Origin of the sequence: Celeribacter sp., from assembly GCF_048266405.1 — a bacterium.
Taxonomy (GTDB): domain Bacteria; phylum Pseudomonadota; class Alphaproteobacteria; order Rhodobacterales; family Rhodobacteraceae; genus Celeribacter.
Genome location: NZ_JBLWZO010000004.1, coordinates 65,340 through 90,699 on the forward strand (window position 1 = coordinate 65,340; position 25,360 = coordinate 90,699).

A 25,360-nucleotide genomic window follows, 5' to 3' on the forward strand; every position below is an offset into this window, starting at 1 on the left:
CCTGTCCACAAAAGTGCATATGATGAGGGGATTAAAGCGTTTTTTGTGAAACACAATCTAGATAGACCTTCGACGTCTGGTCGGGGAACGGAACGGGTGGGCTGTCCATGATCATTTCCATGCATATCGGCGCACATTGCACAGCTGGCGGTGCGTTAATGCGGGGACTGCTTAAGAACACGGGACGACTGGCCGAGCATGGCATAGTGGTCCCCGGCCCTGCCCGTTACCGCACGATCATTCCCGACGTGATGAAAAAGGTCAAAGGTGCCCCCGCCTCCATAGACACCCAAGCAATGATCCTCGATCAGATCACGGAGGCCGAAAATTGCGACCGTTTGGTGATGAGCCTTGAGGATGTGATCTGTATGCCGCAGGGCATTTTTGCGGACGGCAAGCTCTACGCCAAAGCCGAATTTCGTCTGTCGTGGCTGCGCAATGTCTTTGCCGATCACCAAATGGAATTCGTCCTCGGGGTGCGCAATCCCGCCAGCTTCATTCCCGCGGCCTTTGCCTTGGAAGGCGGGAAACGTCGCTACTCGGACTTCATTCAAAATGCCGATCTGGATCACCTGAGATGGTCGCGCCTGATCACCATGATCCGCGCGGTCTGCCCCGATGTCGCGTTCAAGGTCTACGCCTTTGAAGACACTCCCGTAATCTGGGGGCGTTTGATCCGCGAGGTTGCAGGCGTGAAAGGGTCCGTGCCGTTGGCGGGGGCGCTCGACATGATCGCCACACTGATGAAGCCCGAAGGGGTCACGCGCCTTCGCGCCTATCTCGAAACGCATAAACCCAAGAACGAGCTACAATTCCAACGTATCCTTGGGGCGTTTCTCGACAAATATGCCGATCCCGCGATGATGGAAGACGAGATTGATTTGCCTGATTGGGATGACGCCTTGATCGAGCGGCTGACGGCCACCTATGAGGATGATCTCTATCTGATCGAAGGCCTGCCGGGCGTGACCTTCATCAGCTAGGCCCGTCCTCCAAAGCGGCCTTTAGTCCTGTGCTGGCAGATAAGCCCGAATAAGCCCGTCGAGGCCACCATCGGGCGAGCCTTCAGGATGAGCTTCGAGCCATTGCGCCACGCGGCACCCTGCCCGCCCATAGGCCGAAAAATCCTGCTGCGAATTGGATTCGAGCCACTCGGCGCCCGTCGCGGGCAGTGTATCATCCCCTGCCTTGCAGCTGTTGGCATTGGTGTCAAAACGACTGTCTTGGGACACATAGACCGCAATCCCCTCGTCCAACCATACGGGAAAGTCCGCCTGTAGCTTGGCCCCGAGTTTTTTGTGCAGGGTCGAATGGACCAGTTCATGGGCGATAATATCGGTGCCATGGCCGTGCGGTGACAGGTAGAACAAGAGCGAGCCATAGGTCATCGCCAAGGGTTCGATATCTCCCATCATTCTATGGCAAGTATCGGTGTAGCATACCAGAATGCGGGGGCGATGCACCTCGCCAAAGGCCGCTTCAACACGGGCCTCGGCCACTTCAAGACGGCGCACCAACTCGGGCGTCACCATCGGATCGTCGGTTTCGGAATACAGTCCCTCGGCCACCTTGGTGAAGCCGAAGCAGGCGGGACAGGCTGCGGCCAATGCGGGGGTGAATCCCAACACGACCAACCCGATCCCCAACCCAAGAAGCAGGGCAATGAACGACAAGACCACACGTCGCGCGACCCGCCGTGTCATATTTCACTGATCCCCGAGCGTCCCATCGCTGATCTCAGGTCATGCCCAAGGCTTCTTTATACATCTCCAGAACGGCTTCTTGTTCGGCGATTTCATCAGAAGACTTTTTACGCAGGGCAATGAGAGTGCGCAGGGCCTTGGTGTCGTAGCCACGTCCCTTTGCTTCGGCCATCACTTCCTTTTGTTGGTCAGCGATGTCCTTTTTCTCCATTTCGAGACGCTCATAGCGTTCGACAAAAGAGCGCAGTTCGTCGGCGGCCACACGGTAGGTTGCATCGGAGCCTGAAGTGGTGTCGTCCATCATGGAGTGACCCTTTTTATCTGGATTGCATCAGGCCCGTTTCCTACCGCGCACCCGCGATCAAGGCAAGCCCCGCGCATACGTCGAACCGCTCGTGAAACATAGCCACGACCACACGGATCATCCTATAGACCGCACATGATTGCGCCCCCGCCCGCGAGCAGATATGAGGGGCGCATTCTCAACGTGACACGGCAAAGGACGGACACAGCATGGCTTGGATGATTTGGGTAGGCGCCCTGTTGACGCTCTTTGGTGTGGCTCTTTTGGTCTACTGCATCATGGCCGCCCTCAAGGCAAAGAAACTTGGCGGCTCCGACGACGAGATCCGCGCACGCCTGCAAAAGGTGGTTCCACTCAACCTGTTGGCTTTAATGACCTCTGCGCTCGGTCTGGCGGCGGTCACTGTCGGTATTATTCTAGGCTAAGATGGAAGCGGTGCCATTGTGCGCAGCCGAACCTTCATCGCGCAGCACTCGCTCCTTCTAAGCGCCTTGATTCCCCCGACACCTTTTGTCACCGATGTCAGAGGCCACAGTTCCCATCTGCTCAACCGGCAGTTGATGGCTTTTCCAAGGCTTGCGTTTCCAATTCGCCTTAAAATGCGCGGACCTCCGCCGCATTGTTTCGCCCAAGTCAACAATGAAACACATTCCCCGCTATCCTACTTTTTATTACCCGCAGAACGCCCTAGTTCCTCCTTGGAGCGTTAACCATTTTGCTCCAAGTTAAGACATGCGGCCCCGAGGGGATCCATTTCACGCATCGAAAGTGACACAGAGTTCAAATGACTGGAAAAACAGCGCACCCCACACTGGCATCCGCCGATCTCGACGACATTTCCAAACTGCCCCGCAATGCGTGGTGTGCAGCCTTGGATGATACCGCCGAAGAGTTAGGGTATTTTGAGCAACTGGGACGTGATCACGCCTGTGCCTTTATCGAAGGGAACGACACGCTTCTCGTGTCGTTCGACAATTTTGAGCGCAGCACAAAGACAAGCGCCAACGGCTACCCGGAGGCATTCAATCTTGCGCTCGACAACGGGTGGTCACATCTGTCGATCCTCGCCCACAATGGCCCTGCCGCAGCCAAGTGGTTTCGCAGCCCCGCCGTCTACGACTATTTCGACCGCCTTGTCGATGACGGGTTCTTCGAGGAATACGACCGCGTGGTGTTTTACGGCGCGGGCCCCAATGGCTATGCCGCATGTGCCTATAGCGTCACCGCACCAGGCGCCACGGTCATCGCCCTTGCTCCACAAGCCACTTTGGACAGCCGCCTGACCTCGTGGGATAATCGCTTCCCTTCGACACGGCGCGCCGACTTCACCTCGCGCTATGGTTTTGCTCCACACATGATTGAGGGCGCACAGGCGGCATTGGTGCTTTACGACCCCTATCAAACCGAAGATGCGATGCACGCAGCGCTGTTCAACGCTCCGCATGTGACCCGCCGGCCCGTGCCGCACTTCGGCGCTGACATCGAGACCAGTTTGGTCGACATGGACATCCTTGAGCCGCTTTTGATCCATGCGATGGAAGGCACGTTGACACCTGCCGTACTGACCCGCCTGTTGCGGGCACGTCGCCATAATATGCCCTACCTGCGCCGCCTGCTTCGAGAAGTTGAAGCTCACGGCAACCCCCATCGCGTCGTCACGCTGTGTCGTGCGGTTACGGCACGGGTCCCAACAGCTCGCCGCTTTCGAATGGCTCTCAAAGCAGCGCAACGCGCTATTGGCTCCCAGTCGGATAAAACCACGCCGAAATCAGCAGACCAGACCGAAACCGCTTAAGGCCTGCGGGCCACGTCTCATCGCAGGCCCGCACCTCCCCCACGACATGGCCACCCGTCACATGCCAAACTTGGTGCGACCTGTTTAAACCCGATTACGCCATCGCGCGGATCTTTCAGAATCTCTTTGGGCTTTGTTAACCGACTCTGTCGCACATTGGGTCCAAGGAGACCTGATGATGATTGACCCCAATGCTGCCCCCCAGACTGCGCCGAATGACGCTGAGGCCCCCTCAGCGGTTGACGACCTCGCAAAGGTTCGCGCACAAATCGCAGCGCTCAAATGCCGCGAAGCCGAGCTTTGCGATGAAATCCGAGCCTGCGCGACCGAGCAAGGCGACACACGGGTCCGCGGCACAACAGCCGATGCGGTGATCGAGACCCGTCGCCCCCGCCGCATTGATATGTCCAAGCTCCCCATTGAAATCATAAGCAACCCCGAAATGTACCGGAACGATCGGTTGATCCATGTGTTGATCTGGCCGAAGGCTCGCACACAGACGGCACAGTTGGAAACGGAACGCTCCGATGCGCCACAAAATGACGCCTCGGGCGATCTTCGCGATAACACCCTCGCTGAAACAGATGGCAATGAAGCGGCCGTAATCGCCACCTCACCAAACGAACCGCCATTGACCGACGCCCCGATCACAACGCCTGAGACGCCAATCGAACAGGATGCCTCTATTGATAAGGCTAACGATGCCACTTTGGGCGAGGATAGCTTCAAATTTCGGCGCGAGGCAGAAATCACAAACATCTTTGCGCAAGGCCCAAGCCGCAATACAGCCGACCTGTCTAACGCTGATCAGCCCGAAAAAGTGAACAACGCGCAAGATACCTCCACAGCGCCACATCACGAGACAGATAACACCGCGCCTTTTCTACTGACCAAAGCCATTTTGCGTCTCACTGCCCAAACATCTCCCGCGCAGGGAAATGCAGGTGCGGAGCCATACGCTAAGCCGGATGCACACCCATCCTCCCATGAGGCTGACGCGCTTCGCAATACCATCGCCGACATCTTGGAACGTCCCGCACCTCGCGATCTCAAGCCGACACAAATAGCAACGCTGCAACCACTCGCGGGCCTGCACGATGAACATATCGCCGCCGTTCTGGCCGATGCCGATGCCCCGCTCGACACCCCTCCAATGACGAAGGACATCGAAGAGGCCCAAGCCCTCGAAGCCAAAGTAGACGCCATCGCAGCCTGCGTTGATGCAGGCGAAGACATCGCGGACTTGCGCGCCCCGTCCACCCCAAAGCCATTCGGTTTCGAACAAGTAGAGAGCGAAGACGCGGTCGAAGCAGCTTTTGCCTCACGCCGCGCTGCAAACCACGACGACTAACTTCCGTTCCCGTCCACCCTGATCCAGAAGGAGACAGACTATGGACCTTAACCACTCCCCCGTTGACGAACTTGCCACCCTGCGTCGCAAGATCACCGAATTGCGTGTGCGAGAACGCATGTTGGAAGACGCCTTTCTTCAGACCAGCGACACAGGCGTGTTTCGCGGTTATCGCGCCAATGTACGCGTTGAGCGTAGTATGCAAGACGTCTTTGACATCACAAAGCTACCCGCGCATATCCGCGACGACCCGCAATTTTTGTCGACACGCGTCGTCACGAATGTGCGGGTCGAGCCGCGCTTTGACACTCCGTTGCGCCTCACACGCGATAACGTCGGCACCCCCCCGACCTCGCAGGCTGCCGTAGGCACCATGATTGATCACGAGTCCCGTGGCACAACCCCTCGTCTCATCAGCGTGCAATAACATCTGATGACAGGTCTCCGGATAGATGTGCCTCGCGGTTAATGCTCTTGGTAAAAGCCGTGCATGTCTGCAGTACGTTGGCGCGTGAGGTGTTCCATACAACTGTTTCTAATCAACGGCTGGAGCGGTTTGCCCTCATACAACACGGCCTCGGCTTCACAAGCCGCATCGCGGTAAGGACCCCATGCGCGTTGCGCCGCTTGTAATGCTTGAGCCGCGGCGTCGCTCAATCCCTTGGCCGTATCCATCGCCCACTCGTAAGTGAAGTTGAGTTCTTCATCAGCTTCACGGTAGTCCAGATACGAACAATGGTTCATCTCATCTGGCGTCATGGGGTCCGCGCAATCGATCTCTTGAGCCTGTGCAGAGGTTGCGACAAGAACGGTCAAAAGGGTCAAAAAGTGGCGCATTGGCAAGCTCCCGAAAGGTCAAAATAAGTCGCACAAATCGTAGCGCCGCCCCTGTCCCTGTGTCGAGCCGTTTGTTGCGCAATCGAAGGGGCAAAACACCGCTCACGAGTGAATTTTCGACCAAACGCTCAAATAAATGGCCTCGCCGACCACTGGTGCTTTTGGCGCGAACGCGCTAAGCGAGTGCCATGACTGACATTCTCACGATCCGCAGCCCCGACGACTGGCATCTGCACTTGCGCGATGGCGCAATGCTGAAAGCTGTCCTGCCCGAAACCGCACGTCATTTTGCCCGTGCCATCATCATGCCGAACCTCGTCCCGCCCGTGGTCACGAGCGCCGATGCCAGCGCCTACCGCGAGCGCATTCTGGCCGCCGCCCCCGGTGTTGGCACGTTCGAACCCTTGATGACGCTCTACCTCACCGAGGATACCGACCCCGAGGACGTGGCAATGGCCCATGCCAGCGGCTTGATCAAAGCGGTCAAACTCTACCCCGCAGGGGCCACAACCAACTCCGCCTCAGGTGTCGCAAACTTTGAGAACGTCCGCGCCGTGTTGGAAAAAATGGCCGAAATCGGTTTGCCTTTGTGCATCCATGGCGAGGTCGTCACACCTGACGTTGATATTTTCGACCGCGAAAAGGTCTTCATTGAGACGGTTCTTGATCCGCTGCGGCGCTCCACTCCTGACCTGCGTGTCATAATGGAACATATCACCACTAAGGATGGCGTCGATTATGCCCGTGCAGGCGGCGACACGCTTGGCGCGACGATCACCACCCATCACCTCGTGATCAACCGCAACCACATCCTCGTGGGCGGGATCAAACCGCACTACTACTGCCTGCCTGTTGCCAAACGCGAAACGCATCGCTTGGCCCTTGTCGAGGCGGCGACCTCGGGCGACAGTACGTTCTTTCTTGGCACCGACAGCGCCCCACATCTGGATGGCGCAAAGGAAAACGCTTGTGGCTGCGCGGGGTGTTTCACCGCGACCAACACAATGTCGATCCTTGCGGAAGTCTTTGAAAAAGAGGGTAAACTCGATAACTTGGAGGCCTTCACCTCGATCAATGGCCCCAATTTCTACAGGCTACCAATCAACGAAACGACAATCACCCTGACCAAGGGTGACCCTGTCCCCTACCCCGACAAAATCGACACGCCGGACGGGAAACTGACCCTGTTCGACCCCCAAATGCCGCTCCATTGGAGTGTCGAGGCCTGAGGCCGCGCTCCAACCCAAAGATTAGACCAAGGACCACGCCATGATCCCATCTTCCTTTCCCGATAGCACGGAAATCGCCCGCCTGACCGCGCGAATGCTGCTTGAAATCGGTGCCGTGAATTTTCGCCCCGAAGACCCGTTCATCTTGGCGTCGGGCTTGCCCTCACCCACCTATATCGACTGCCGCAAGCTGATCTCCTATCCGCGCATCCGCTCCACCTTGATGGATTTCCTCGCTGTGGAAACCATGCGCGTGGCGGGCTTTGAGGCCTTCGACAACATTGCTGGCGGCGAAACAGCGGGCATTCCTTTTGCTGCCCTTGTGGCCGAACGCATGGCCCTGCCGATGACTTATGTGCGCAAGAAGCCGAAAGGCTACGGTCGCGGCGCACGGATCGAGGGCGATATGTCCGAAGGTCAACGCGTGCTTTTGGTCGAAGACCTCACCACCGATGGCGGCTCCAAACTCTCTTTTGTCGACGCGATCCGCGACACAGGCGCGAGCTGCGCATGGACCGCGGTTATTTTCTACTACGGCATCTTCCCCGAAACAGAAAAGACGTTGGGCGATCACGGTGTCGGCCTGATTTCGCTGTGCACATGGTGGGATGTTCTAGCCGAAGCCAAAGTTCAAGGAGCCTTCGACAAGGCGACATTGGCCGAGGTGGAAAAATTTCTGAACGCGCCGCGCGAGTGGCAAAAGGCCCACAAAAAGGCCTAAGGACATTCTAAAGGTTAATATTTGGCCGCGCCCGTAAGGCGCGGCTTTTTCCTTTGGAATGGCACTGTTAGATTGGCTCCTTCATCTCGCTTTGGAGTTATCCACAAAACATACATTTTGAAACCGCGCGCGCAGAGCGTTAAGACCATCGAACACTGTGACACAGGCGAGTCGCGTAGATAGAGATTCGGGGAACGGCATGATGGACGATTACGCGGATATGGATCGGGGCGAACCAAGCCCAATGGACCAAGGTGAGCCCACTTCCCCGCCGGATCCCTTGCCCGCAGCCGAGACAAAAGGGGCCATTATTTCCTCTTACGAAGGGGCGGTGCCGCACAATATCGAAGCCGAACAACAGCTTCTCGGCGCTCTGCTGACCAACAACGAAGTCTACGACAAAATCGCCTCGATCATCACGAACGAGCATTTTTTCGATCCGGTTCACCGCGACATTTTCGACAAGGCCGCCGAGCGTATTTCCAAAAACATGCTCGCCTCTCCCGTAACGCTCAAAGCTTATATGGAAGACCACGACGGTCTGCGCGAACTTGGTGGACCGTCCTATCTGGCCAAACTCGCAGCCTCCGCCATTTCGACCTACGCGGTGCGCGACTATGCGCAGCTGATCTACGACCTGTTCTTGCGCCGCCAGTTGATCGACTTGGGCCATGAAATTGCGGGGGCTGCCGCCTCGGGCAGTGATTTGCGAGACCCTACGGAGCAAATCATCGCCGCCGAAGCGCGTCTCTATTCTCTTGCCGAACAAGGCAAGAGCGACACAGGGTTCCAATCCTTCCTATCCGCCGTCACCGAAGCCGTCCAAACCGCCAACACCGCCTATGAGCGCGGCGGCGGTATGGCGGGCATTGCCACGCTACTCTCTGATCTTGATAAGAAAATGGGTGGCTTGCACAAATCCGACTTGATCATTCTTGCGGGACGTCCGTCGATGGGGAAAACCTCCCTTGCGACAAACATCGCCTACAACGTCGCCAAATCCTACAAAAAAGGCACGCTGCAAGACGGGAGCGTTGGCGCCGTCGAGGGCGGTGTTGTTGGCTTCTATTCGCTTGAGATGAGCGCCGAGCAATTGGCCGCGCGTATTCTGGCGGAAGCCTCCGAGATTTCGTCGCACAAGATCCGACAAGGGGACATGACCGAGGATGAATTCCGTCGCTTTGTCGATGCCGCCAAGACGCTCGAGTCCTGCCCGCTCTACATCGACGACACGCCTGCGTTGCCGATCTCGCAACTCGCCGCCCGCGCCCGTCGCTTGCAGCGGACGCACGGGCTTGATCTGTTGATCGTCGACTACTTGCAACTGGTGCGCGGCTCGCCAAGCACCCAAGGCAACCGTGTTCAGGAAATTGGCGAAATTTCGATGGGCCTGAAAGCCATCGCCAAGGAACTCAACGTCCCCGTGATCGCCCTATCACAGCTGTCACGTATGGTGGAAAGCCGCGAGGACAAACGTCCACAGCTATCCGACCTTCGAGAATCCGGCTCGATCGAGCAGGACGCCGACGTGGTGATGTTCGTCTATCGCGGCGAGTATTACAAAGAGCGCGAAAAGCCGGACGACAACAACCACGAAGCCATCGCCGCATGGCAGGAAGAAATGAACCACCTTTACGGCAAGGCGGAGGTCATTTTGGGTAAGCAACGTCACGGCCCGATCGGGACCGTTGGCCTCAGTTTCGAAGCGGAGTTCACCCGCTTCGGCAACCTCGCACAACCGTGGCAAGAGCGCCCCGAAGAATACTAAGGAATCAACGCCCTCTTGCGATGACCAAGGCGTCTCAGTTTTGCCTTGCGTCACGCGGTTAGCGGCGTCAAAACACATCGTCATGGGTACATCTGTTTTACATATCGATCTGAATGCGTTGCGCGATAACTGGCGTGCGCTTGATGCGCTATCTGCGCCAAACGTTGAAACCGCCGCAGTGGTCAAGGCCAACGCATACGGCACAGGCGCGGCCAAGGCAGCACGCGCCTTGCAAAAAGCAGGTGTCAAAACCTTCTTTGTCGCAGCCGTCGAGGAAGGCGTCGCCCTTCGTGAAGCCCTCGGCCCCTCACCCGAAATTGGCGTTTTTAGCGGCCATATGGCGGGCGATACCGACATGATCGCCGATATGCAGCTAACGCCGATGCTCAATTCGCTCGCACAAACCACCCGCCATTTCGAGGCGCTTCCCGGACATCCTTTCGGTATCCAGCTTGATACCGGAATGAACCGTCTTGGTCTTGAACCCAACGAATGGGACGCGATCAAAGAGATCGTGATGCAGGCAGGCCCACGCCTTGTGATGAGCCATCTGGCCTGTGCCGACGAGCCCGACCACCCCATGAACGCACAACAATTAACGTGCTTTCGCGAGATGACCGATGGGCTCAATGTGCGCCGCGCACTTTCGGCTACGGGCGGTATTCTGCTTGGCCCCGATTACCATTTCGACCTCGTGCGCCCCGGAATTGGTCTTTATGGCGGATTGCCGTTCGAGGACGCTCAACCCGTCGTGCGCATCGAATGCCCCGTGATCCAAGTGCGCGAAGTGGCCGCGGGCGAAACCGTGGGTTATGGCAACACATGGAGCGCCGAAGGCCCCGCACGGATCGCAACGATTTCAGCGGGCTATGCCGACGGAATTATGCGCGCCATTTCCAACAACGCCGTGTTGTTTGACGGAGACACACCCTGCCCGCTGATCGGGCGCGTGTCGATGGACCTCATCACCGTAGATGTCACGCATCTGCCGCAGACGCCACACGCCCTTGATCTCATCTGTCCGCATCAAACGGTGGACGAATTGGCGCAAAATGCGGGCACCATCGGTTATGAAATCCTGACCTCTTTGGGAGAACGGTATACAAGGCGCTACATCGGATGAGCCTGAACATTCTCACACGACCCTTGGCAGGCTTGGGCGCTACGGTCTTGGGCGCCTTGGCGCTGATCGGTCGAGTGACTTTGTTCACGCTCTCCGCGTTTCGCCATATCGTCACGCCACCGTTTTACACCCGCGAGTTTCTCAACGCGCTGTTGCATGTGGGCTATCTGTCCCTGCCCGTTGTCGGGCTGACCGCATTTTTCACAGGCGGCGCATTGGCCTTGCAAATCTACGCAGGGGGATCGCGGTTCTCTGCCGAGGCAGTCGTGCCGCAGATCGTGGCCATCGGCATGGTGCGCGAGCTAGGTCCCGTCTTGGTCGGCCTCATGGTCGCGGCCCGCGTGACAGCCTCGGTCGCCGCCGAGATCGCCACCATGAAAGTCACCGAACAGATCGACGCCCTCGTTACACTCTCCACCCATCCGATGAAATATCTCACAGCACCGCGCGTATTGGCGGGATTGCTGACGGTGCCGGTGCTGGTTGGCATCGGCGATATCATCGGCATTTTCGGCGGGTGGGTCGTGGCCACGAAATCGCTCGACTTCAACGCCATCACCTACCTGCGCAACACCGTAGATTTCCTTGAGGTGCCCGATATCGTTTCTTCACTCGTCAAAGGCTCGGTCTTTGGCGGGATCGCCACCTTGATGGGCTGCTATTTTGGCATGACCTCGGGACGCGGCGCACAGGGTGTAGGACAGGCGACAAAATCATCGGTTGTCGCTGCTGCCATCCTGATCCTTGCGGCCAACTTCCTCCTGACACAGGCGTTCTTTGCAGCATGATAGAGTTAGAGAACGTTCATAAATCCTTTGGCACCAAACAAATTTTGCGGGGCGTCAACCTATCGGTGGATAAGGGCGAAAGCCTTGTCATCATCGGCGGCTCTGGCACGGGGAAATCCGTCACCCTCAAATGCGTGCTTGGTCTGATCCAACCCGATCAGGGTATCATTCGCGTCAATGGCGAGGATGTGGCAAAGACAGGCGACCGCGATGCGTTTCTGGCCCGTTTCGGAATGCTGTTTCAGGGCGCGGCCCTGTTCGACAGCCTCCCCGTCTGGCAAAACGTTGCCTTTCGCTTGCTGCGCGGATCGCTCAAACGCCCCATGGACGACGCCAAAGATCTGGCCATCGAGAAGCTGCGCCGCGTCGGCCTGACCCCTGATGTCGCAGATCTCTTTCCCGCTGAATTATCGGGCGGCATGCAAAAACGTGTAGGTCTCGCCCGCGCCATTGCCACCGATCCCGAAATTATCTTTTTCGACGAACCGACCACGGGCCTCGATCCGATCATGGCGGGTGTCATCAATGATCTGATCCGAGAGATCGTTGAGGAGATGGGCGCCACGGCAATGACCATCACCCACGACATGACTTCGGTGCGCGCCATTGCGGATAAAGTGGCGATGTTGCACGCGGGTAAAATCCGTTGGGCGGGCCCTGTGGGCGATATGGATAGCGCGAGCGATCCCTACCTGCACCAGTTCATCACGGGTTCTGCCGAGGGCCCCATCGAAACCGTCCGCTAACCCCATACACATCTGCCACAACGCAAAGGTGCGCAATATCATCGTCACTGTTTCCCTTGCGGAAACAAATTTATCAGATTCCCCACATAGGTGCGGCAAACGCGTTGAAACATGGCATTAAGGTGTTGATTTTCATACGCTAAGCCGCAAAAATTAACCTTCTTAGTATTCTGGGGGTAACGATAATGTCTGCTGACGCACAGCAAAGCGACGGTTGGGAAACCGGACCGCTCTTGCAACACATTTTTCAAACCATGACCATGTGGTGTCTGATCATCGCAACCTTGGCCGCGTGGGGCGCGGTCATCGCTTCGGCCGCAGGAGTTTGGCCTTGGCTCGGCCTCGATATGCGGTTTGGTGAGGGCAATGTGATCGACGCTGGCCCCTATGTTCAAACGGGGATCGCGCTTTTGTTAACTGCGCTATGCACCTATCTGCCAAGCGTGACGCGGATGTTGGCACTGGAGCGCTCACATCGCACCTTTTCGGTCACGATGGATGATGTTGTCCGCGCGTATCAAATCAGCCATCAAGCCGATCGCGGGCAACTTTTCGCGCTTTCTGCCGAATTTGACTCAGTGCGCGAACGGCTGCTTCACATGCGTGAGCATCCCGATCTGGCCCGTTTGGAACCTGAGATATTGGAACTCGCCGCGCAGATGTCCTACGCATCCCGCGATTTTGCAAAAATATACTCCGATGTGCGCATAGAACGGGCCAAAGCCTTCCTCAAAGAACGTCAACATGAACTGGACGCGTTCCAGGAAAAACTCGCAATGGCGCTGCGCGTCACCGAAGAGTTGCGCCGTTGGCAAAACGATGTCGAAGCCTCCGAGCGCGAGGCCAACCGCCAGATGGACGTGTTGGAAAAAGACCTGCGCGAAGTTCTACCGTCTCTGGGGTATGAGTTGGATGACCCTATCCCTCACGTCGATGATGACGACCACAAGGTTGTGTCGCTGCAGGGCGGCACAGGAGGTTCGAAAGAACGTCCGAATTAAAGTGTAGGACTGCTCTGGCGGGCCAAAATCCGCCGCATGGTTGCGGGCACTTTGAACTCTGCACTTGAACTGGCGAGGCGCGGGAGGCATCTGGGAGGAATGTCACCATTGCGCCTCGCCAACTTGTCCCTCCTTATTCTCTTCCCCATCGCGTGGGTTGCCCCACTGATGCGTGCAGGGCTATTGCCTCTGTTCGGCTTGTCGGAAATTTCCGTCCTGTCTGGCGTTATAAGCCTTTGGGACACGGATATTTTCCTGTCTCTCGTCGTGGTATTCTTTGCCATTATCGCCCCCATCGCCAAGGTTCTCGCCCTTGAGGGGCTGATGTCTGGCCGATTGCCCGCCCGTCTGAAACCATGGCTGTTCCATCTGGGACGTTTGGCGATGGCGGATGTTTTCTTGATCGCAATCTACATCACCGTGGCAAAAGGCATCGGCATGGGCCGCCTTGAGGTTGCTTGGGGATTGTACCTGTTTAGCGCCTGTGTTTTGGCCTCCTTGGCTCTGAGTATCGCAAGCGGCCATAAGCGGGCTTGAAGCGGGCCGCCCTGCGCGGGTAGAACAGCGGGACCGACTGATGTCCGACCGCGACCCTCGCGCAGCCACAGGAGCCGATATGGCCAAAGCCCAAAAGAATTTCGTGTGCAGCAAATGCGCCGCTGTGACGACAAAATGGTCAGGACGCTGTGACGAATGTGGCGAATGGAACACCATCGCCGAAGAAAAACCGCTGACCGCCTCTGGCCCCACCAAGAAAAGCTTAGGCGGGATGCGCGGCAAGCCCGTGCCCCTGACCAACCTGTCGACAAAAGACACCCCGCCACCACGCACCTCATCGGGCATTGCCGAACTGGACCGCGTATTAGGCGGCGGCCTGGTCCCTGCGTCGGCGATTTTGGTTGGCGGTGATCCCGGCATCGGGAAATCAACGCTTTTGTTGCAGGCAGCCGCCCAATTCGCTGCCGAAGGGCTCAAAGTCATCTATGTCTCTGGCGAGGAAGCCGCCGCCCAAGTGCGGATGCGTGCGCAACGTCTTGGCCTTGGACAAGCGCCGGTCAAGCTGGCCGCAGAAACCAATCTGCGCGACATTCTCACCACAATGGAGGCCGAGGAACCTGATCTGGTGATCATCGACTCCATTCAAACCATGTGGGCCGACAATGTAGACAGCGCCCCCGGATCGGTGTCGCAGGTCCGCGCAGCCGCCCATGAGTTGACGACATTCGCCAAAACCCGTGGCGTTTCGGTGATCCTTGTGGGCCACGTCACCAAAGACGGGCAACTCGCAGGGCCGCGTGTGGTCGAACATATGGTCGACACCGTGCTGTATTTCGAAGGCGAACGCGGACACCAATTCCGCCTGTTGCGCGCGGTCAAGAACCGCTTCGGTCCCGCCAATGAGATCGGCGTGTTCGAGATGACGGGCGACGGACTGCGCGAGGTAAAAAACCCCTCGGCGCTATTCTTGTCCGAGCGCGACGACCCCGCCCCTGGCTCCGTTGTGTTTGCAGGGATTGAAGGCACACGCCCCGTTTTGGTCGAGTTCCAAGCCCTCGTCGCCCCCTCACCACACGCCCAAGCCCGCCGCACCGTGGTGGGATGGGACGGAGGGCGATTGGCCATGATCCTTGCTGTATTGGAAAGCCGCTGCTCGATTCCCTTTGCAGGATTGGACGTCTATCTCAACGTTGCGGGTGGCATGAAGGTCTCCGAACCCGCCGCCGATCTGGCCGTGGCCGCCGCCCTGCTATCCGCCCGCGAAGATGTTGCGGTGCCCAAAGATTGTGTGGTTTTCGGGGAACTGTCGCTGTCAGGCAGCCTCAGACCAGTTAACCAGACCGAAAACAGGTTGAAAGAGGCGAAAAAACTTGGTTTTTCATCCGCAATCGTTCCTGCGCGCTCGAAAGCCGCAGAGAAAAGCGGTATGACGCTCCGAGAAATGTCCGATTTGGTCAATTTCGTCGGCGAGGTCTTTGGCGCGGGTTAAGCGCGACCGAAAGAACGATACGACGCAACATAAAGCGTCAAAAAGACTGCCCCACAGGGGCCAAATAAGGAACGGGACGGCATGGAAGGCTTTACACTTATCGACGGAATCGTCGCACTTGTGATCATCGTATCTGCGCTTTTGGCTTATTCGCGTGGCTTTGTGCGCGAAGGCATGGCCATCGCAGGTTGGATCGTAGCGGCGATTTTGGGCTACATATTCGGGCCCAAAGCTGTGCCATTGGTCTCCGAAGTCCCTGTTCTGGGCGATTACATTCGTGACAGTTGTGAACTATCGACGCTCACGGGCTTCTTTGCGGTCTTCGCCGTGGCCCTCATCGTCGTGTCGATCTTTACACCGTTGTTCTCCTCGGCCATCCAACGTTCGGCTCTGGGCGGGATCGACCAAGGGCTCGGGTTCTTGTTCGGTGTGATCCGCGGCATCATCCTTGTGGCGATTGCCCTCATCATTGTTGACCGTGTCACCACGGGCGATCCGATTGAAATCCTGGAAAACTCGCGCACGGCAAAGGTCTTTGCCCGCTCCCAAGAGCGCCTTGAAAGCAATTTGCCCGAAGACGCGCCCGGTTGGATCACTCAGCGCTACGAAGCTCTTGTGAGCAGCTGCTCAGAGTAACACGTTCCGTATCGACAAACTTTTTGGGGCGGCCTGCTTGAACTGCATGGCCGTCCTTTCCATATGGAGAGACATGAATGTAAATTTATTTAACATACAATAGATATGGGACAGGATCGTCATGGCCAACACACCGTTCTTTTGGAAACTCATCTCACGCAACTATATTGCCTCCCCCGTTGCCAACGAAGAAATCTATCAAGAAAAGCTGGAACGCACCCGTCGTGCGCTTCGCCCCGACTGGTCCATGATCGAGATCGGCTGTGGCTCGGGCAACACCGCATTGACCCATGCGCCCTATGTCAAACACATCACCGCCTATGATTTTTGCGGTCCTATGTTGGAACACGGGCGTACACGTGCGGCCAATGAGGGCATCGAGAACGTCGAGTTTGTTGAGGCCTCCCTCGACGACATCGACACCAAGACATCCTTTGACGCGGTGCTGATGCTCTCGGTCATCCATCTGATCCCCGACTGGACATCCGCCATCCGCAAAGCAGCGCAATTGACGCGCCCCGGTGGGATTTTCGTCTCATCCACTGTGACCATCGACACAATGCCTACCAAAATGCGGGCCGTTTTGTCGCTCGTCAATCTCCTGCCCGTCCTGCCCACTGTCGCCCGCATCTCACGCGCGGCCTTGGTTGCGGAGATCGAGAAGAACGGCCTCATCGTCGAAGAAAACTGGCAGCCAGAGGGCCACGATTCCGTTTTTATCATCGCACGCAAGCCCACATAGGCAACGCAACGGCAAAAAACGCGCCCAAATGGGATAAGTTTTATGATCCTTTCGTGACACTCGGCGCGCAAAGCCGTAAAGGAGAAGTTAAACGCACCCCTTTGGAATCGGAGCCTGTAGCCAATGCGCCAGATGCCCCCCGCAACCCCGTTTGATGATGACAAACTAAAAGAGGAGTGCGGCGTGTTCGGCGTTGTAGGCATGGCCGATGCTGCAAACTTCATCGCCCTCGGCCTTCACGCCCTTCAACACCGTGGCCAAGAAGCAGGCGGCATCGTCACCTACGACCGCGACGCAGGCTTTCAATCGGCACGACGCTTTGGCTATGTCCGCGACAGCTTCACGAGCCAGAAAGTTATGGAGACCCTGCCTGGCGAGATTGGCATCGGTCACGTGCGCTACTCGACCGCTGGATCAAAAGGCAACACCGCGATCCGCGATGTGCAGCCCTTCTTCGGCGAGTTTTCCATGGGCGGAGCTGCCATTGCCCACAACGGCAATATTACCAACGCCGATGCGCTGCGCCGCGAGTTGATTGATCGTGGCTCGATCTTCCAATCCTCCTCGGATTCCGAATGTATCATCCATCTGATGGCCCGTTCCCTGCAACGCAACATCCCCGAGCGGATGAAAGATGCGCTGCGCCGTGTCGAAGGGGCCTTTTCCGTCGTGGCCATGACCCGCACCAAACTAGTCGGCGTGCGTGATCCGCGCGGTGTGCGCCCTCTCGTCTTGGGTAAGGTTGGCGAAAAGGGCTATGCCCTCTCGTCGGAGACCTGTGCGCTCGACATCATTGGTGCCGAGTTTGTGCGTGAAATCGAACCCGGTGAGATGGTCGTCATCTCGGACGGGAAAGTGGTCAGTTCCAAACCCTTCGAACAAGTGCCTTCGCGCTTTTGTATCTTTGAACACGTCTACTTTTCGCGCCCCGACAGCATCCTTGGCGGTCGCTCGGTCTACGAGACCCGCCGTCAAATCGGTGTGGAACTGGCCCGCGAAGCCCCTGTCGATGCCGATCTCGTCTGTCCCGTTCCCGATAGTGGCACCCCCGCCGCCATCGGATTTTCGCACGAAAGCGGCATTCCCTACGGCATGGGCATTATTCGCAACCAATACATGGGCCGCACCTTTATCGAGCCGTCCGAGCAAATCCGTAACATGGGCGTGCGCCTCAAACTCAACGTCAACCGCGCCTTGATCAAGGGCAAGCGCATCATCCTTGTCGACGACTCTGTGGTGCGCGGCACCACATCGCAAAAGATCAAAGATATGTTGCTTGATGCAGGGGCGGCCGAAGTGCATTTCCGCATTGCCTCACCGCCCACCATGTGGCCCTGTTTCTACGGTGTAGACACGCCTGACCGCGACAAACTTCTGGCTGCGCACATGAGCATCGAGCAAATGCGCGACCACCTTGGCGTCGACAGTCTGCAATTCATCACGCTTGATGGCCTTTATCGTGCTGCGGGTGAGGCAGACGGGCGCGATGCCAATGCGCCGCGCTACTGTGACGCCTGTTTCTCTGGCGAATATCCTGTGGTCCCGTCGGACATGATCGACAAGGGCTTCAAACTCAAAGACGCAGCGGAATAGTGGCCTCCGTTCTTGATCTCGATCCACGTTGGCGGGCGCTTATGGCGCGCGGTGGCGTGATTGATATCGGTTTTGACCATCCTTCAGAGTGGCCCCACGCAGCCCGCGACGAACAGCCTTTGGTCAAAGCGGGCGAGGATCAACTGACAGCCGAGCTGTGCCGCGTTGGCACGTCCCGCTATATCCGCGCGGCTCTGACCCTGCCCATTCGTGGCTCTGATGACACCGTTGGTATTGCGATTTGGGTCGAGGCCGCACCCGCAACCTTCTACGCCTATCTCGACACCTTCGAGGGAAGCCCCGCGCCCGCCGCAACCGTCGCCACACTCGCCAATGACCTGCCTCCGATTGCAGAGCTTGGCGCAGGCTTGTCGCTCGACTTTGGCGAGGGAACCGCGCGGCCTGCGGCCACACTTGCGGGAACTGTCGATATGTCCCTCGACGATCTGATCACACTCTATGAGGCCAGCGGGACGCTGACCCGTGATGATCTGCGAAACACGCAGCAAAGCGACGGATGAGCGCAGGGGCGTTTAAGCCCACTTGACCCGCAGGGATTTCAACGGCATCACTCGCCCATGACAGATCAAACAAAAATAGCACTCGTCACAGGTGCCTCGCGCGGCCTCGGCTTCCACCTCGCCGAGGCTTTGGCCCCCCACTATCACATCGTCGCCGTGGCCAAGACCACAGGCGCGCTTGAGGAGCTTGATGATCGCATCAAGGCCAAGGGCGGCCAAGCCACGCTTGCCCCGATGGATGTGACCAATGTCGATGCAATGGCGCACCTGTGTCGTGGCATCTACGACCGTTGGGGCCATCTCGACCTGTGGGCGCATACCGCCGTTTACGCGCAATTGCTGTCTCCTGCCGACCACATGGACCCCAAAGATTTCGACCGCACCATGAACACAAATGTGGTGGCTACGGGCAAACTGATCCCGATGGTCGCCCCACTGTTGAATATGGGCGAGACGCAATCAGACGTTCTGTTTTTTGATGATGCCCACGCGGGTGAAAAGTTCTACGGCGCATACGGTGCCTCCAAAGCGGCGCAGATTGCTATGGCAAAAAGCTGGCATCAGGAGACAAAGGACAGCACGAAAGCCCCGCGCATTCATGTCCTGACACCTGCGCCCATGCCCACCGCCACCCGTGCGCGGTTCTATCCGGGCGAAGCCAAAGACGGATTGGCCCACCCCAAGGATGAGGCCGCCCGTCTGCTCGAACTGGCTGGCATTCTCTAAATCAGACGATAACAAATACAACAAAGGGCGCTCTGGAATATATCAGTGCGCCCTTTAACTTACACAATTCGAACATCTAGAGCGGCGCGAAGAGATCGACGCGGTATCCATCGGCATCCGCCACAGTGGCGTAGCGCTGCCCCCAAAAGGCATCCCAAGGCGCGACCAAAACGGTGAACCCCGCCACTTCAACCTTGGCCGCAAGGGCATCAACCTGCGCAGGGCTGTCGCACAGCATCGCAAAGGAGGAATGATTGGGCGCGCGCGGCGCTTCGCCTGTCAGCTTCTCCATCAAGGCGGCACTGTCGATCATCAACCGTGGTTCCCCCGCCCCGCGCACAGGCTCCATATGGTCGTCAGAATGGAACGCACCCTCACCCTCGAAATCAAACCCCAAGAGCGCATAGAACGTTTTGGCCCGCTCAATATCAGCGGCGCTCACGGCAACAGCGTCTAAAACAGGTTTTCCCATAGGTTTCTCCTCATAAAAACAGGGCGTGACTTGCCGCGATTCGAAGCCTGCTTTATGGAAGAGACAACAGCAAGGAAAAGGCGGGCCATCCATGCGCATTCTCATCACGAACGACGACGGCATCAACGCACCCGGATTGGTCACATTGGAGGCCATAGCCTCCGAGATCGCAGGTCCCGATGGAGAGGTCTGGGTGGTGGCACCTGCGTTCGAGCAATCGGGTGTTGCACACTGCATTTCCTACACCCATCCGACGATGATCTCGCAAATGGGCGAGCGCCGTTGGGCCGCCGAAGGCTCCCCCGCAGATTGCGTTCTGGCGGGATTGCACGACATCTTGCCACAAAAGCCGGACCTCGTTTTGTCGGGCGTGAACCGTGGCAACAACGCGGGCGAAAACGTGATGTATTCAGGCACCATCGGCGGTGCCATGGAGGCCGCGCTCAAAGGCGTAAAAGCCATCGCGCTATCGCAGTTTTTCAGCCCTGACAACGCCGCGCTCGACGACCCGTTCGAGAGTGCATCGGCACATGGTGCCCGCGTTATCCGTCAGCTTCTCGATCATGCCGATTGGGGCGACGGGAGCGATTACGCCTTGTTCTATAACGTGAATTTCCCGCCACTGCCCGCCGACCAAACGGGGGATATCGTGGCCACCCGTCAGGGCAAACGCCCTACATCCGGGTTCGGGATCGAGGCGCAGACATCTCCCACGGGGCGCAGGTTCCTTTGGGTGCGCGGTTCTGATCAGTCTGTCGAAACGGGCGAAGGGACCGATGTCTCCGCCAACCTCAAAGGGGCCATTTCGGTGACACCGATGCGTGCAGATCTCACCGATCACAACGCCATCGCAGGGCTGGCACAGGCGCTCGCTAAATGATGGACGCCGAAGCGCAAATGCAATTTCTCTTCACGCTCCGCTCCAAGGGCGTGACAGACACGCGGACACTCACCGCGATGGAGAAGGTCGACCGCGGCCTCTTCGTCAAGGGCCTGTTTGCCGAACGCGTTTACGAAGATATGCCGTTGCCAATTTCCTGCGGCCAGACCATTTCGCAACCCTCCGTGGTGGGATTGATGACCCAAGCGCTCAACGTGCAGCCGCGCGACAAGGTGCTCGAAGTGGGGACCGGAAGTGGTTATCAGGCCGCTGTGCTGAGCCAGTTGGCCCGCCGCGTCTATACCGTGGATCGCCACGCCCGCCTTGTGCGCGAGGCACAGACAGCATTCGACACGATGGGCTTGGCCAATATCACCGCATTTACCGCCGATGGGAGCTTCGGATTGCCCGAACAAGCCCCGTTTGATCGCATTATCGTGACCGCAGCCGCCGAAGACCCCCCCGGCCCCCTCTTGGCGCAATTGAAAACGGGCGGTATCATGGTGGTACCCGTGGGCCAATCCGATGCGGTCCAAAGCCTAATTAAAGTCACACGGACGGAAAACGGGTTCGACTATGATGAACTACGTGCCGTGCGTTTTGTTCCCTTGTTGGAGGGAATTGGTCAAGAGTAAGTGCCCCACAAAGAGGGCAAGAGGGCGGAAGCGCCCCAACAACGAGGACGACAGAGCAATGACAACATCTTTCCCCCGAGCTTTCATGGCAGGCTGCGCATTGGTTGCGCTGACCGCGTGTCAAACTCCCGTCGACTTTGACCTTCGCGGGTTGGCCGATGGGTTCAGCACTGCCGATGCAGCCACTGAGGCGCGCACAGCAGCCCGTCCCAAACCCGACGCCAATGGCGTGATTTCCTATCCCAACTACCAAGTTGCGATTGCCAGAAAAGGCGACACCATTGCCAGTGTTGCCGCACGCACAGGCCTGTCCGCCACCGAACTGGCCCGTTACAACGGCATTTCCGCAGATACGACGTTGCGCAATGGCGAAGTCATCGCCCTGCCCCGCCGCGTTGGCGACAGCACAGCCTCACCAACACAAGCCGGCACCATCGCTTCTGGCGAGCGGATTGACGTGACCACATTGGCCAATGAGGCGTTGAACGACGCGGGTGCAACGCAATCCACTTCGACGACAAGCACACCTCTCAGCACGACACCTTCCGATCCGATCGAAGGCATGGAACCTGTGCGCCACCAAGTGATGCGCGGCGAAACCGCCTATTCCATCGCCCGCAAATACGGCGTGTCGGTGCGCGCCCTGTCCGATTGGAACGGGCTTGGGTCGGATCTGGCTGTCCAAGAGGGCCGCTATCTCCTGATCCCGGTAAAGGCGTCAGATGCCGCCGACAGCAGCCAACAACAGGCCTCTGTGACCACAACCACCCAACCCGGCCAAGGCACAGTTACGCCAACGCCTCCTTCGGCTGCGGCTCCCCTGCCCGATCCCGAGGACGCCAAACCTGCGCCCGCCACGACCAAACCGTCCACGGACCTTGGCGCGACGCAGACAACGACCTCGGAAATGACCAAACCCGTCGCAGGCGCGATCATTCGCGATTACGACAAAGCCAAGTCCAAATTCGTTCTGTTCTCCGCACCGTCGGGCACACCCGTCAAAGCGGCGAAAGACGGCACCGTCAAACTGATCTCCACCAATGCCGACGGCGTGAAAATCATGGTCGTAGATCACGGTGGCGGATTGCAGACGGCCTATAGCTTCATCGACAACATCTCCGTGAAGAAGGGCGACAGCGTCAAACGCGGCCAGACCATTGCAAAGGTCACAGCCAACGAATTCAACGCGCTGCAATTCATGGTCTTCAAGGGCACACAGACGGTCGATCCGTCGCCCTATTTGAACTAAGCCCCGTCACAGAAACGAAAAAACGCGCGTCCTAGTCAGGGCGCGCGTTTTACATGTATAGCTCGAAAAGTGGTGCTTACGACAGCTTCACGCCCTTGCGCCCCGCGAGGTCCACAAAGAACTGCCACGCGACACGGCCCGAACGCGACCCGCGCGTGGCCTGCCATTCGATGGCCTCCGCCCGCAGAGTGTCGTCATCAACCTCGACCCCATAGGCATCGCAATAGCCACGGATCATGGCGAGATAATCGTCTTGATCACAAGGGTGGAAGCCAAGCCAAAGACCGAACCGATCCGACAAAGACACCTTTTCCTCAACCGCCTCTGACGGGTTGATTGACGAGGAGCGCTCGTTTTCAATCATGTCACGCGGCATCAAGTGGCGACGGTTGGAGGTGGCGTAGAACAGCACATTTTCAGGGCGTCCTTCGATCCCGCCGTCTAGCACTGCCTTGAGCGATTTATAGTGCTGATCATCATGCGAAAACGACAGATCGTCACAAAACAGCAAGAACCGATGCTCGGAACTGCGCAGAAGGTTCAACAGACGCGCTACGGAGGGCAGGTCTTCGCGCTGCATCTCAACGATTTTGAGCGGTGTTCCTTCGGCATTCACAGCGGCATGAACGGCCTTCGTCAGCGAGGATTTCCCCATCCCGCGCGCGCCCCACAACAGGGCATTGTTGGCAGGAAACCCACGCGCAAACTGACGGGTGTTTTCCAACAGCGTATCGCGCGACCGGTTGATCCCCACAAGCATGGACAGGTCCACACGAGAGACACGGGTGACAGGCACCAAGGCATCGGGTTCAGTCTGCCACACGAAGGCATCCGCCTCGTGAAAATCAGGCGCAGACAGCGGCGCGGGGGCCATGCGCTCAAGCGCCGCTGCGATCCGTTTAAGTGTTTTCTTTGCCATTATTTATCATCCTCGCCGTCCTCATCGAACTCGGCGAAAATGTCGTCTTCATCCTCATCAAGCAACCCTTGTTCCCGCAAGCTGTCATTGCGTTTTTTCTCAACACGGGCGACGAGGAAAATAGAGATTTCATACAGACCGTAGACAACGACAAACAAAATCAACTGCGTCGTCACATCGGGGGGCGTCACCAAAGCGGCGACAACCAAAATACCGACAACGGCGTATTTACGCATGTTCCGAAGCCCGTGGGCGCTCGCCAATCCTGCCTTGCCCATTAGGGTCAAAAGCACAGGAAGCTGGAAGCAAAGCCCGAAGGCCACGATCATTTTCAGTGTAATATCAAGGCTTTCATTGACCTTGCCGTTAAACACGATGTCGATGCCCGTATCTTGGGAGGCCGCTACGGCATCGCCTGAATTTGCCACCAACGCGCCCAAAAAGGACGGAAGGTCCGCAAAGCCCAGAAAGAACGCCATTGCGAGCGGCACCACGATGAAGTGGGCAAAGGCTGCGCCTGCCAAGAAGAGCAAGGGCGAGGAAATCAGGAAGGGAAGAAACGCGTTTTTCTCGTTGCGATACAGTCCCGGAGCCACAAAGCGCCAAAGCTGATAGGCAATCACGGGAAAGGATACCATGAGACCGCCCACCATTGAGATGCGGATCAATGTGAAGAAGTATTCTTGCGGCGCGGTATATTGCATCACGGGGTTGGTATTGCCGAGAGACCGCATGGTGTTCTCAATCGGGACAAGCAGGAAATCAAGCACATGCCCGCCGACAGAAAACACGATGACCATGCCGACGATAAAGGCCAACACGGCGTTGATGAGACGGGTACGTAGCTCTGCCAGATGCTCGATCAAAGGTGCAGAGCTGTCTTCGACATCCGAAGTGTCTGTGGTGTCGGTCTGGCTCATGCGTCACCCTTTTTCGTCTTGATTGTTTTCGATGCGGCTTTTGCGGCTGGCTTTTTCGCTGGGGCCTTCTTGGCCGCAGTGGACTTCGCCGCTGTCGTCTTCGCTGGCGCCGTTTTCTTCGCGGCAGGCTTCTTCGTCGCTGTTTTGGACGACGCGGTTTTCTTAGCGGCGGGGGTCTTGGTGGTTGCCGTCTTGGCCGTTCCCGCGCTTGCCTCTTTCGTCGCAGCCTTCTCCGCTGCTTTGGCCTCGCGGGCCTGACGTTCACTCGCCTTTTTCGCTGTGGCCTCCGAAATGACCTTGGCCATTTCCGCGCGGTTTGAATCGAGTTCGGGGGTTTTGGTCGCAGCGGGATTGTCGATCTTGTCCATCGGGTTCCACTTATCGAACCCGTCCGCCGCTTCGTTGAGTTTATCGAGCCCGAATTTCTTCGGATTCGCTGCCCCCTTGAGTGCGTCGCTTGCCTCTTTCACGCCAGCCTCGTCTGCCGCCGCTTCCATCGCGGAGGAAAACTCCCGCGCCATGGATTTCGCCCGTGCCGTAAACCGACCTAACGTGCGGAACATGCCAGGAAGGTCTTTGGGGCCGACCACAATCAACGCCACGACGCCGATCACAAGAAGTTCGGACATGCCGATATCTAACATGGGAATCGCCTTTCAAAAACGCACGCGACAGCGACACAGGCCGCTGTGTCACAACCAAAGGTCACGGAAC

The 25,360-nt window shown here is 57.7% G+C and carries 29 protein-coding genes; 22 read left to right on the top strand and 7 right to left on the bottom strand.

The genetic code is table 11. The annotated features are described in order from the left end of the window. Positions 1 to 107 precede the first annotated feature (107 nt). Positions 108 to 983: a hypothetical protein gene (locus ACN0TS_RS09705; RefSeq protein WP_417259155.1), complete on the top strand. Its 876-nt coding sequence runs from the start codon at positions 108 to 110 to the stop codon at positions 981 to 983. A 21-nt stretch (positions 984 to 1,004) separates the two neighbouring features. Here ACN0TS_RS09705 and ACN0TS_RS09710 read toward each other — a convergent pair whose 3' ends face one another. Together ACN0TS_RS09710 and ACN0TS_RS09715 are read right to left on the bottom strand one after the other, a co-directional pair. Beyond that, positions 1,005 to 1,703, bottom strand: a complete 699-nt coding sequence (locus ACN0TS_RS09710) for a hypothetical protein (protein ID WP_417259156.1) — start codon at positions 1,701 to 1,703, stop codon at positions 1,005 to 1,007. Between the two features lie 34 nt (positions 1,704 to 1,737). After that, complete coding sequence (locus tag ACN0TS_RS09715; RefSeq protein ID WP_417259157.1) at positions 1,738 to 2,007, bottom strand: DUF2312 domain-containing protein; 270 nt, start codon at positions 2,005 to 2,007, stop codon at positions 1,738 to 1,740. Between the two features lie 209 nt (positions 2,008 to 2,216). Here ACN0TS_RS09715 and ACN0TS_RS09720 point away from each other — a divergent pair, with 209 nt between their 5' ends. The 4 genes from ACN0TS_RS09720 (at position 2,217) to ACN0TS_RS09735 (ending at position 5,580) form a co-directional block, all read left to right on the top strand. Then, a complete protein-coding gene (locus ACN0TS_RS09720) occupies positions 2,217 to 2,432 on the top strand; it encodes a hypothetical protein (RefSeq protein WP_417259158.1) in 216 nt (71 codons plus the stop codon). A 359-nt stretch (positions 2,433 to 2,791) separates the two neighbouring features. Beyond that, positions 2,792 to 3,802, top strand: a complete 1,011-nt coding sequence (locus ACN0TS_RS09725; RefSeq protein WP_417259159.1) for a phosphoadenosine phosphosulfate reductase — start codon at positions 2,792 to 2,794, stop codon at positions 3,800 to 3,802. A 175-nt stretch (positions 3,803 to 3,977) separates the two neighbouring features. Further along, entirely contained in the window at positions 3,978 to 5,153 is a 1,176-nt protein-coding gene (locus ACN0TS_RS09730) for a hypothetical protein (protein ID WP_417259160.1), read from the top strand. Positions 5,154 to 5,193: 40 nt separating this feature from the next. Next, entirely contained in the window at positions 5,194 to 5,580 is a 387-nt protein-coding gene (locus tag ACN0TS_RS09735; protein ID WP_417259161.1) for a hypothetical protein, read from the top strand. Positions 5,581 to 5,618: 38 nt separating this feature from the next. Here ACN0TS_RS09735 and ACN0TS_RS09740 read toward each other — a convergent pair whose 3' ends face one another. After that, positions 5,619 to 5,990 (bottom strand): lysozyme inhibitor LprI family protein, encoded by a 372-nt coding sequence (locus ACN0TS_RS09740; protein ID WP_417259162.1) that lies wholly within the window; start codon positions 5,988 to 5,990, stop codon positions 5,619 to 5,621. A gap of 188 nt (positions 5,991 to 6,178) precedes the next feature. Here ACN0TS_RS09740 and pyrC point away from each other — a divergent pair, with 188 nt between their 5' ends. The 14 genes from pyrC to ACN0TS_RS09810 all read left to right on the top strand — a co-directional run bounded on the left by pyrC (position 6,179) and on the right by ACN0TS_RS09810 (position 19,571). Then, positions 6,179 to 7,219: a dihydroorotase gene (gene pyrC / locus ACN0TS_RS09745; RefSeq protein ID WP_417259163.1), complete on the top strand. Its 1,041-nt coding sequence runs from the start codon at positions 6,179 to 6,181 to the stop codon at positions 7,217 to 7,219. A gap of 40 nt (positions 7,220 to 7,259) precedes the next feature. Next, positions 7,260 to 7,940: an orotate phosphoribosyltransferase gene (locus ACN0TS_RS09750; protein ID WP_417259164.1), complete on the top strand. Its 681-nt coding sequence runs from the start codon at positions 7,260 to 7,262 to the stop codon at positions 7,938 to 7,940. A 244-nt stretch (positions 7,941 to 8,184) separates the two neighbouring features. Further along, positions 8,185 to 9,708, top strand: coding sequence for a replicative DNA helicase (locus ACN0TS_RS09755; protein ID WP_417259372.1), 1,524 nt, complete (start codon positions 8,185 to 8,187; stop codon positions 9,706 to 9,708). 82 nt (positions 9,709 to 9,790) lie between these two features. Continuing rightward, entirely contained in the window at positions 9,791 to 10,831 is a 1,041-nt protein-coding gene (gene alr, locus ACN0TS_RS09760) for an alanine racemase (RefSeq protein WP_417259165.1), read from the top strand. Beyond that, positions 10,828 to 11,619, top strand: coding sequence for an MlaE family ABC transporter permease (locus ACN0TS_RS09765; protein ID WP_417259166.1), 792 nt, complete (start codon positions 10,828 to 10,830; stop codon positions 11,617 to 11,619). Before alr ends, ACN0TS_RS09765 begins: the two co-directional genes overlap by 4 nt. Then, positions 11,616 to 12,365: an ABC transporter ATP-binding protein gene (locus ACN0TS_RS09770; protein WP_417259167.1), complete on the top strand. Its 750-nt coding sequence runs from the start codon at positions 11,616 to 11,618 to the stop codon at positions 12,363 to 12,365. The genes ACN0TS_RS09765 and ACN0TS_RS09770 overlap by 4 nt, the downstream gene beginning before the upstream one ends. 185 nt (positions 12,366 to 12,550) lie before the next feature. Next, positions 12,551 to 13,366, top strand: a complete 816-nt coding sequence (locus ACN0TS_RS09775) for a DNA repair protein (RefSeq protein ID WP_417259168.1) — start codon at positions 12,551 to 12,553, stop codon at positions 13,364 to 13,366. A gap of 99 nt (positions 13,367 to 13,465) precedes the next feature. Continuing rightward, complete coding sequence (locus tag ACN0TS_RS09780; protein ID WP_417259169.1) at positions 13,466 to 13,903, top strand: paraquat-inducible protein A; 438 nt, start codon at positions 13,466 to 13,468, stop codon at positions 13,901 to 13,903. Positions 13,904 to 13,982: 79 nt separating this feature from the next. Next, entirely contained in the window at positions 13,983 to 15,353 is a 1,371-nt protein-coding gene (radA, locus tag ACN0TS_RS09785) for a DNA repair protein RadA (RefSeq protein ID WP_417259373.1), read from the top strand. 81 nt (positions 15,354 to 15,434) lie between these two features. Then, the gene (locus tag ACN0TS_RS09790; RefSeq protein ID WP_417259170.1) at positions 15,435 to 15,989 is read left to right on the top strand and encodes a CvpA family protein; all 555 of its coding nucleotides are present in this window, start codon (positions 15,435 to 15,437) and stop codon (positions 15,987 to 15,989) included. Between the two features lie 121 nt (positions 15,990 to 16,110). Continuing rightward, entirely contained in the window at positions 16,111 to 16,731 is a 621-nt protein-coding gene (locus ACN0TS_RS09795; RefSeq protein WP_417259171.1) for a class I SAM-dependent methyltransferase, read from the top strand. 123 nt (positions 16,732 to 16,854) lie between these two features. Further along, a complete protein-coding gene (gene purF / locus ACN0TS_RS09800; RefSeq protein ID WP_417259172.1) occupies positions 16,855 to 18,324 on the top strand; it encodes an amidophosphoribosyltransferase in 1,470 nt (489 codons plus the stop codon). Continuing rightward, on the top strand, positions 18,324 to 18,845 hold the full coding sequence (locus ACN0TS_RS09805) for a DUF2199 domain-containing protein (protein ID WP_417259173.1): 522 nt from the start codon (positions 18,324 to 18,326) through the stop codon (positions 18,843 to 18,845). The genes purF and ACN0TS_RS09805 overlap by 1 nt, the downstream gene beginning before the upstream one ends. Positions 18,846 to 18,902: 57 nt before the next feature. Then, positions 18,903 to 19,571 carry an SDR family NAD(P)-dependent oxidoreductase gene (locus ACN0TS_RS09810; RefSeq protein ID WP_417259174.1) on the top strand — a complete coding sequence of 223 codons (669 nt, stop codon included), beginning with the start codon at positions 18,903 to 18,905 and terminating at the stop codon, positions 19,569 to 19,571. Between the two features lie 76 nt (positions 19,572 to 19,647). On the opposite strand, the gene ACN0TS_RS09815 is transcribed toward ACN0TS_RS09810, so the two are convergent. After that, positions 19,648 to 20,043 (bottom strand): VOC family protein, encoded by a 396-nt coding sequence (locus tag ACN0TS_RS09815; protein ID WP_417259175.1) that lies wholly within the window; start codon positions 20,041 to 20,043, stop codon positions 19,648 to 19,650. A gap of 91 nt (positions 20,044 to 20,134) precedes the next feature. Here ACN0TS_RS09815 and surE point away from each other — a divergent pair, with 91 nt between their 5' ends. The 3 genes from surE to ACN0TS_RS09830 are packed head-to-tail and all read left to right on the top strand — an operon-like array spanning position 20,135 to position 22,807. Then, positions 20,135 to 20,923: a 5'/3'-nucleotidase SurE gene (surE, locus tag ACN0TS_RS09820; RefSeq protein WP_417259176.1), complete on the top strand. Its 789-nt coding sequence runs from the start codon at positions 20,135 to 20,137 to the stop codon at positions 20,921 to 20,923. Then, complete coding sequence (locus tag ACN0TS_RS09825; RefSeq protein WP_417259177.1) at positions 20,920 to 21,558, top strand: protein-L-isoaspartate(D-aspartate) O-methyltransferase; 639 nt, start codon at positions 20,920 to 20,922, stop codon at positions 21,556 to 21,558. Before surE ends, ACN0TS_RS09825 begins: the two co-directional genes overlap by 4 nt. 58 nt (positions 21,559 to 21,616) lie before the next feature. Next, on the top strand, positions 21,617 to 22,807 hold the full coding sequence (locus tag ACN0TS_RS09830; RefSeq protein WP_417259178.1) for a LysM peptidoglycan-binding domain-containing protein: 1,191 nt from the start codon (positions 21,617 to 21,619) through the stop codon (positions 22,805 to 22,807). 76 nt (positions 22,808 to 22,883) lie between these two features. On the opposite strand, the gene ACN0TS_RS09835 is transcribed toward ACN0TS_RS09830, so the two are convergent. From ACN0TS_RS09835 to tatB, 3 genes are read right to left on the bottom strand one after another with little or no spacing between them, the layout of a single operon-like run. Further along, positions 22,884 to 23,726 (bottom strand): ATP-binding protein, encoded by an 843-nt coding sequence (locus ACN0TS_RS09835; protein ID WP_417259179.1) that lies wholly within the window; start codon positions 23,724 to 23,726, stop codon positions 22,884 to 22,886. Continuing rightward, the gene (tatC, locus tag ACN0TS_RS09840) at positions 23,726 to 24,646 is read right to left on the bottom strand and encodes a twin-arginine translocase subunit TatC (RefSeq protein ID WP_417259180.1); all 921 of its coding nucleotides are present in this window, start codon (positions 24,644 to 24,646) and stop codon (positions 23,726 to 23,728) included. Before tatC ends, ACN0TS_RS09835 begins: the two co-directional genes overlap by 1 nt. After that, positions 24,643 to 25,290 carry a Sec-independent protein translocase protein TatB gene (gene tatB / locus ACN0TS_RS09845; RefSeq protein WP_417259181.1) on the bottom strand — a complete coding sequence of 216 codons (648 nt, stop codon included), beginning with the start codon at positions 25,288 to 25,290 and terminating at the stop codon, positions 24,643 to 24,645. Before tatB ends, tatC begins: the two co-directional genes overlap by 4 nt. Between the last annotated feature and the right edge of the window lie 70 nt (positions 25,291 to 25,360).

What these genes read in the sequence shown, in the direction of transcription:
- tatB (WP_417259181.1), bottom strand. Translation starts at nt 25,290, where the DNA reads ATGTTAGATATCGGCATGTCCGAACTTCTTGTGATCGGCGTCGTGGCG.
- ACN0TS_RS09810 (WP_417259174.1), top strand. Translation starts at nt 18,903, where the DNA reads ATGACAGATCAAACAAAAATAGCACTCGTCACAGGTGCCTCGCGCGGC.
- ACN0TS_RS09790 (WP_417259170.1), top strand. Translation starts at nt 15,435, where the DNA reads ATGGAAGGCTTTACACTTATCGACGGAATCGTCGCACTTGTGATCATC.
- tatC (WP_417259180.1), bottom strand. Translation starts at nt 24,646, where the DNA reads ATGAGCCAGACCGACACCACAGACACTTCGGATGTCGAAGACAGCTCT.
- ACN0TS_RS09710 (WP_417259156.1), bottom strand. Translation starts at nt 1,703, where the DNA reads ATGACACGGCGGGTCGCGCGACGTGTGGTCTTGTCGTTCATTGCCCTG.
- surE (WP_417259176.1), top strand. Translation starts at nt 20,135, where the DNA reads ATGCGCATTCTCATCACGAACGACGACGGCATCAACGCACCCGGATTG.
- alr (WP_417259165.1), top strand. Translation starts at nt 9,791, where the DNA reads ATGGGTACATCTGTTTTACATATCGATCTGAATGCGTTGCGCGATAAC.
- ACN0TS_RS09715 (WP_417259157.1), bottom strand. Translation starts at nt 2,007, where the DNA reads ATGATGGACGACACCACTTCAGGCTCCGATGCAACCTACCGTGTGGCC.
- ACN0TS_RS09755 (WP_417259372.1), top strand. Translation starts at nt 8,185, where the DNA reads ATGGACCAAGGTGAGCCCACTTCCCCGCCGGATCCCTTGCCCGCAGCC.
- ACN0TS_RS09725 (WP_417259159.1), top strand. Translation starts at nt 2,792, where the DNA reads ATGACTGGAAAAACAGCGCACCCCACACTGGCATCCGCCGATCTCGAC.
- pyrC (WP_417259163.1), top strand. Translation starts at nt 6,179, where the DNA reads ATGACTGACATTCTCACGATCCGCAGCCCCGACGACTGGCATCTGCAC.
- ACN0TS_RS09775 (WP_417259168.1), top strand. Translation starts at nt 12,551, where the DNA reads ATGTCTGCTGACGCACAGCAAAGCGACGGTTGGGAAACCGGACCGCTC.
- purF (WP_417259172.1), top strand. Translation starts at nt 16,855, where the DNA reads ATGCGCCAGATGCCCCCCGCAACCCCGTTTGATGATGACAAACTAAAA.
- radA (WP_417259373.1), top strand. Translation starts at nt 13,983, where the DNA reads ATGGCCAAAGCCCAAAAGAATTTCGTGTGCAGCAAATGCGCCGCTGTG.
- ACN0TS_RS09835 (WP_417259179.1), bottom strand. Translation starts at nt 23,726, where the DNA reads ATGGCAAAGAAAACACTTAAACGGATCGCAGCGGCGCTTGAGCGCATG.
- ACN0TS_RS09740 (WP_417259162.1), bottom strand. Translation starts at nt 5,990, where the DNA reads ATGCGCCACTTTTTGACCCTTTTGACCGTTCTTGTCGCAACCTCTGCA.
- ACN0TS_RS09770 (WP_417259167.1), top strand. Translation starts at nt 11,616, where the DNA reads ATGATAGAGTTAGAGAACGTTCATAAATCCTTTGGCACCAAACAAATT.
- ACN0TS_RS09730 (WP_417259160.1), top strand. Translation starts at nt 3,978, where the DNA reads ATGATGATTGACCCCAATGCTGCCCCCCAGACTGCGCCGAATGACGCT.
- ACN0TS_RS09825 (WP_417259177.1), top strand. Translation starts at nt 20,920, where the DNA reads ATGATGGACGCCGAAGCGCAAATGCAATTTCTCTTCACGCTCCGCTCC.
- ACN0TS_RS09750 (WP_417259164.1), top strand. Translation starts at nt 7,260, where the DNA reads ATGATCCCATCTTCCTTTCCCGATAGCACGGAAATCGCCCGCCTGACC.
- ACN0TS_RS09815 (WP_417259175.1), bottom strand. Translation starts at nt 20,043, where the DNA reads ATGGGAAAACCTGTTTTAGACGCTGTTGCCGTGAGCGCCGCTGATATT.
- ACN0TS_RS09795 (WP_417259171.1), top strand. Translation starts at nt 16,111, where the DNA reads ATGGCCAACACACCGTTCTTTTGGAAACTCATCTCACGCAACTATATT.
- ACN0TS_RS09705 (WP_417259155.1), top strand. Translation starts at nt 108, where the DNA reads ATGATCATTTCCATGCATATCGGCGCACATTGCACAGCTGGCGGTGCG.
- ACN0TS_RS09830 (WP_417259178.1), top strand. Translation starts at nt 21,617, where the DNA reads ATGACAACATCTTTCCCCCGAGCTTTCATGGCAGGCTGCGCATTGGTT.
- ACN0TS_RS09780 (WP_417259169.1), top strand. Translation starts at nt 13,466, where the DNA reads ATGTCACCATTGCGCCTCGCCAACTTGTCCCTCCTTATTCTCTTCCCC.
- ACN0TS_RS09735 (WP_417259161.1), top strand. Translation starts at nt 5,194, where the DNA reads ATGGACCTTAACCACTCCCCCGTTGACGAACTTGCCACCCTGCGTCGC.
- ACN0TS_RS09765 (WP_417259166.1), top strand. Translation starts at nt 10,828, where the DNA reads ATGAGCCTGAACATTCTCACACGACCCTTGGCAGGCTTGGGCGCTACG.
- ACN0TS_RS09720 (WP_417259158.1), top strand. Translation starts at nt 2,217, where the DNA reads ATGGCTTGGATGATTTGGGTAGGCGCCCTGTTGACGCTCTTTGGTGTG.